This is a genomic window from Streptomyces sp. adm13(2018), assembly GCF_008042145.1.
Classification (GTDB): domain Bacteria; phylum Actinomycetota; class Actinomycetes; order Streptomycetales; family Streptomycetaceae; genus Streptomyces.
In genome coordinates this window covers 1,473,070-1,478,829 of sequence record NZ_RDBH01000129.1, presented here as the reverse complement: position 1 = coordinate 1,478,829, position 5,760 = coordinate 1,473,070, and the positions used below count along the sequence as shown (strand labels likewise).

Genomic DNA, 5,760 nt, shown 5'->3' with positions numbered 1-5,760 from the left:
GCCTTCAGGAGGATGTCCTCGAACACCTTCGGGTCGTCGGAGCCGATGACCGGCCAGCCGATGCCGTAGGCGCCCTCCCAGTCCACCTCGATGCCGGGGTTGGCGTGGTCGGAGCCGTCGGGGCAGGTTCCGGCGACCGGGACGACGGGGGTGTCCCGGCCGGTGGTCCGGTCAGAACTGGAGGGACTTGGTCTGGAGGTACTCGGCGAGACCGTGCGTGCCGAGTTCCCGGCCCACGCCGGACTGCTTGTACCCGCCGAACGGGGCCAGCGGGTTGAACCGGCCGCCGTTGATGTCGACCTGCCCGGCCTCCATGCGACGGGCGAAGGCGACGGCCTGCCCGGGCTCGCCCCAGACCGCGCCGGCGAGGCCGTACACGGTGCCGTTGGCGATGGCGAGGGCCTCCTCCTCGTCCTCGTACCGCAGGAGCGAGACGACCGGGCCGAAGATCTCCTCCTGCGCGATGGTCATCTCCGGGGTGACGTCGGCGAAGACGGTCGGGGCGACGTAGTAGCCGGTCTCCAGCGGGGCCTCGGCGCCGCCGGCGACGAGCCGGGCGCCCTCCTCGACGCCCTTCTCGATGTAGCCGCGGACGCGCTCCAGCTGCCTGGCGTTGACGAGGGGGCCGAGGCGCTCGCCGGGGACGTACTTGGCGACGGCCTCGGCGGCCAGCGCCACCGCCTCCTCGTACCGGTCCGCGGGGATCAGCATCCGGGTCCAGGCGCTGCACTTCTGGCCGGAGTTGGACATCACGTTGGCGACGCCGACGGAGACCGCCTTGGCGAGGTCGGCGCTCGGCAGGATGACGTTGGCGGACTTGCCGCCGAGTTCGAGGGCGACCCGCTTGACGGCGCCGCCCGCGAGGGCGCCGATGCGGCGGCCGACGGCGGTGGAGCCGGTGAACGACACGAGGTCGACGTCCGGGTGCTCCGCGAGGGCCTGCCCCGCGACCGGTCCGAGGCCGGTGACCAGGTTGAACACACCGGCCGGGAGCCCCGCCTCGTGCACGGCCTCGGCGAAGAGCTGGGCGGTCAGCGGGGTGTCCTCGGCGGGCTTGAGGACGGTGGTGCAGCCGGCGGCGAGAGCCGGGGCGATCTTGGCCACGACCTGGTGGAGCGGGAAGTTCCACGGGGTGATCGCGGCGACGACGCCGACGGGCTCGGCGTAGACCGTGGAGTTGCCGACCTTCTCCTCGAAGGGGTGGGTGGCGGCGAGTTCCGCGTACGTCCCCGCCACGGCGATCGGCAGTCCGGCGTGCACGGCCGCGGCCAGCTGCGGCGGGGCGCCGAGTTCGGCGGTGACGGTGGCGGCGATCTCCTCCGCGCGGGCGGCGAGCGCGTCGCGGAGGGCCGCGATCCCGGCGGCGCGTTCGGCGGGCGGCGTAGCGGCCCAGCCGGGCAGCGCGGCGCGGGCGGCGCGTACCGCCGCGTCGACGTCCTCGGCGGTGCCGGCCGGGACGTGGGCGATGACCTGCTCGTCCGCCGGGTTGAGGACGGCGATCGTGTCGGACCCGGCGGCGGGCCGCCATTCCCCGCCGATGTACATCGCGTCGTGCGCCTTCATCCGCTGTCTCCTCACACTGCCGACCGGTTCGACACCCAAACTAGCGCTGATAGTTTTTGGGCGCCAGGGGCTCCGGACGTGCCCCCGGTCTCACCCGGGGCACCGTCCGGCGGTCGCCGGGCCGCGACCTCCTCCCCACCGATCGTGCCGCTCCCGGTCCGACCCTGTCCACGGAGGGTGCGGCGGGGTGGCGCGGACACGACCCCGCCCCGGGGGCGCACGCCGGGTGGCGCGGCCCGCCGGGGCGGGGCGGTCGCGGACGCCGTGGAACGGACGGCGGCTCCGCGGGACGGAACGACGGACGCGGCTGGGGCCCGTCGTTCGGATGCGCTGTGCGATGTCAGACGGCCTGTGCGATGTCAGACGGTCCGGGCGATGTCAGATCTTCTGGGCGATGTCGGTGAGATGGGCGAAGACGACGATGTTGGCGTCGTAGCCCTTCCCCCGTTCGAAGGCTCCGCCGCAGGTGAGCAGCCGCAGTTCGGGGCGCCCGGTGGAGCCGTACACCTCCTTGTCGGGGAAGTCGGCCTTGGTGTAGGTGACGACCCGGTCGACCGTGAAGACGGCGACCTTGCCGTCGGCGCGGGCGATCCGGACGGTGTTGCCGGGGCTGAGCGAGTCGAGGCTGACGAAGATGGCGGGCCCGGTACGGGTGTCCCGGTGGCCGACGACGACGGCGGTCCCGCGCTCGCCCGGGCTGACTCCCTTCGCGTACCAGCCGACGATGTCGGGGTTGTCGACGGGCGGTGTGGCGAGCCGCCCCTGGCCGTCGAGGGCGAGGTCCATCACGGGGGCCTCGATGGTGATCGCCGGAACGGCGACGGTGGTCGGACGCGAGCGCGCCAGCGGTGCGGGCGTGCGGGGCGCGGAGGCCGCCTTCGGCCGAGCGCCGTGCGCGGCCCGGGGCTTCGCCGCCGCCTTCGCATCGGGCTTTGCCGCGGGCTTGGACTCGGGCTTCGCCACGGGCTTGGACTCGGGCTTCGCCGCGGGCTTGGACTCGGGCTTCGCCTTGGGCTTGGACTCGGGCTTCGCCTTGGGCTTCGGCTCGGGTTTCGGCTCGGACTTCTGCTCCGGGTTCGCCTCGGGGTTCGCCTTGTGGTCGAGAGGCGCCGGATCGCCGCCCTCACCGCCCGGCCCGCCGGGTACGGCGGGGGCGGCGGCAGCGAGAACCGGGTCGGCCGGCTCCTCGTCTCCCGCCCACCAGAAGCCTCCGACGACCAGGACCGTCGCGACCGTCACGGTCCTGGCGAGCCGGAACAGTCGCCGTCGGCGGCGCGTGAGGCGCGAGGACCTACGCGGAGCCATCGTCGCGGCGGCGCGAGCGGCGGATCAGGACCAGTCCGGTGGTACCGGCGAGGCCGGCGGCGGCGGCCGACGCGATGCCGAAGCGGGAGGAGTCGTCGGAGGCGATCTCCGCGCCGCCGCCGACCGTGCCGACCTGACCGTGCGGTGGCCCGCCGTGGGCGCTGTCACCGGGCGCCGCGAAGGCGGCCGGGGCGCCGGCCAGGATCACCCCGGCGAGCGCCAGGGCGGCGATCCGGCGCCTCTCGACCACAAGGCGAACCCCGAGGCGAACCCGGAGCAGAAGTCCGAGCCGAAACCCGAGCCGAAGCCCAAGGCGAAGCCCGAGTCCAAGCCCAAGGCGAAGCCCGAGTCCAAGCCGTCCGGCCCACTCCCCCACCCCCCGGGCGACTGGCGTGCCGACCGGGCGACCCGGCTCAGATGATCCCGAAGAGGACCCCCGCGCCGAGCACCACCAGCGAGGTCAGCGCGGCCCACTTCACCGTGAACCTCGTGTGGTCGCCGAACTCCACCTTCGCCATGCCGACGAGGACGTACACGGCGGGGACCAGCGGACTCGACATGTGCAGCGCCTGACCCACCAGGGAGGCCCGGGCGATCTCCACGGGCGACACCCCGTGGGCTGCGCCCGCCTCCGCGAGGACCGGCACGACGCCGAAGTAGAAGCCGTCGTTCGACATGAAGTAGGTGAGCGGGATGCTGAGCACACCGGTGACCAGTCCCATGTGCGGGCCCATGCCCTCGGGGATGGCGCCGACGAGCCAGTCGGCCATGTGCTTGACCATGCCCGTGCCGGTCAGGACACCGGTGAAGACCGCGGCGGCGAAGACCATGCCGGAGACGTTGAGGACGTTGTCGGCGTGGGCGGCGATGCGGGCCTTCTGCTCGGCCGGCTTCGGGTAGTTCACGGTGAGCGCGAGCGCGGCGCCGAGCAGGAACAGCACCGGGATCGGCATCAGTTCGAGGATCATCGCGGCGAGCAGCGCGACCGTCAGTCCGGCGTTGAACCAGTACAGCCGGGGGCGCAGGGTGGGGCGGTTCGGATCGAGCCCCTGGAACCCCTCGTCCCCACCGGAGGCCTCGCCCGGACCCCGCGCTCCCTCCGGTCCGGCGCCCGGCGCGTCACCGGAGCCGCCCGCGGACCTCTTGGTCAGATCCACGGTCCCGCCGGTCACACCGGTCGCGGCGCTCACACCAGTCCCGCCGGTCCCGCCGGTCACACCGGTCGCGGCGCTCGCACCAGTCCCGCCGGTCACACCGCCTCCGCGTCCGCCCGCCGTGACGAGCACCGGGTCGGCCTCCGGCACCAGGACCTCGTCCAGCGTGAGGTACCCGATGCGCTTCCGCTCCCGGCGCCCGAGGACGTACGCGAGGACGAACACGAAGAGCAGTCCCGCGCCGAGCGCCGGGATCATCGGCACGAAGACGTCGCTCGCGTCCAGCTTGAGCGCGGTCGCGGCACGGGCCGTGGGGCCGCCCCAGGGCAGGGTGTTCATGACGCCGTTCGCGGTGGCGGCGACCCCCGTCATGACCACCAGGCTCATGCCGAGCCGTTTGTACAGCGGGTACATCGCCGAGACCGTGATCATGAAGGTGGTCGAGCCGTCGCCGTCCAGCGACACGATCGCGGCGAGCACCGCCGTGCCCACGACGATCCGTACGGGGTCGGCCTTGCAGAAGCGCAGGATGCCCCGGACGATCGGATCGAAGAGGCCGACGTCGATCATCACCCCGAAGTAGACGATGGCGAACATCAGCATCGCCGCCGTCGGCGCCAGCGTGCCGACGCCTTCGATCACGTACTCGCCGAGCTGGGCACCCTGCCCGACCACCACGCAGAACAGCGCGGGGATCAGCACGAGTGCCGCGATCGGCGACATCTTCTTCATCATGATCAGGACCAGGAAGGTCGCGATCATGGCGAAGCCGAGGACGGTCAGCATGGAGGACACCTCACGTTCACCCTTGAACTCCCGCCGAGCGGCGGCGGCCCGGACGACGCTAGGTGTCCTCTTCTGCCGTTAACAAGGTGTTGACGCGTGAGCAATACGAGCAAAACCCCAGGTCAACACCCGGTGGACGGCAAGGGCGACACCTCGACGGGGAACCCGTTCAGCACCGCCGTGCCCGACAGCGGGTCCAGCCGGGAGCCGTCCAGGAGCTGGTTGACGTTGACTCCGGGGCGCGCGGACGCGACGGCCAGCCGGGTGCCGGACCGGTCGTGTCCCCAGCCGTGCGGCAGGCTGACCACCCCGGGGCGCACCCCGTCGGTCACCTCGACGGGCACCTCCAGCTCGCCGCCCTCGCCCTTGATCCGGGCGAGGCCGCCATCGGCGAGCCGCAGCCGGGCCGCGTCGTCGGGGTGCACCTGGAGCGTGCACCGGTTCGAGCCGCCGTTCAGCACGGGGGTGTTGTGCAGCCAGCTGTTGTTCGAGCGCAGGTGGCGGCGCCCGACGAGCCGTACGGTGCCGGAGTCGGGTGTCTCGTCGAGCGCGGCCCGCAGCCGGGGCAGGTCGGCGGCGAGCGGCGCGGGGAACAGCTCGATCCGCCCGCTGCGGGTCTTGAGGACCTGCGGGAGGCGCGGCTTGAGCGGACCGAGGTCGATGCCGTGGGGGTGGGCCCGCAGTGCGTCGAGGGTGAGTCCGTACGGGCCGAGGCGCAGCATCAGGTCGAGCCGGCGCTCGGGCCCGGTCTCCCCGGTGAGACCCGCGGCGAACTCCGCGGGGTCCGCCCCGTAGGCCGGTGAGTGCTCCTGGGTCACCGCCTTGGCGAGGGTGGTGTCGATCGCGAGCTGGTCGACCGCGGACGGCGGCGCCCCGTGCATCCCGGAGACGGCGAGGATCAGCCGGGCGTGGATCTCGCACTCGTCCATCCGGTCCGCCTCCAGGGGGAGGG

The 5,760-nt window shown here is 73.1% G+C and carries 5 protein-coding genes; all 5 read right to left on the bottom strand.

What is annotated here, in order from left to right; genetic code table 11:
• Positions 1 to 171 precede the first annotated feature (171 nt).
• Positions 172 to 1,563, bottom strand: a complete 1,392-nt coding sequence (locus EAO70_RS23515) for an aldehyde dehydrogenase family protein (protein WP_148004778.1) — start codon at positions 1,561 to 1,563, stop codon at positions 172 to 174.
• Between the two features lie 378 nt (positions 1,564 to 1,941).
• Complete coding sequence (locus EAO70_RS23510) at positions 1,942 to 2,802, bottom strand: class F sortase (RefSeq protein ID WP_261992998.1); 861 nt, start codon at positions 2,800 to 2,802, stop codon at positions 1,942 to 1,944.
• A 52-nt stretch (positions 2,803 to 2,854) separates the two neighbouring features.
• A complete protein-coding gene (locus EAO70_RS23505; RefSeq protein WP_187284042.1) occupies positions 2,855 to 3,118 on the bottom strand; it encodes a hypothetical protein in 264 nt (87 codons plus the stop codon).
• A 163-nt stretch (positions 3,119 to 3,281) separates the two neighbouring features.
• Complete coding sequence (locus tag EAO70_RS23495; protein ID WP_148004775.1) at positions 3,282 to 4,808, bottom strand: CitMHS family transporter; 1,527 nt, start codon at positions 4,806 to 4,808, stop codon at positions 3,282 to 3,284.
• Positions 4,809 to 4,930: 122 nt separating this feature from the next.
• Positions 4,931 to 5,760: molybdopterin dinucleotide binding domain-containing protein (locus EAO70_RS23490; protein WP_315986243.1), on the bottom strand; the 830-nt coding region annotated here is incomplete at its 5' end.

Excerpts from the sequence above, each read along its gene's own strand:
- EAO70_RS23515 (WP_148004778.1), bottom strand. The coding sequence starts at position 1,563 with ATGAAGGCGCACGACGCGATGTACATCGGCGGGGAATGGCGGCCCGCC.
- EAO70_RS23495 (WP_148004775.1), bottom strand. The coding sequence starts at position 4,808 with ATGCTGACCGTCCTCGGCTTCGCCATGATCGCGACCTTCCTGGTCCTG.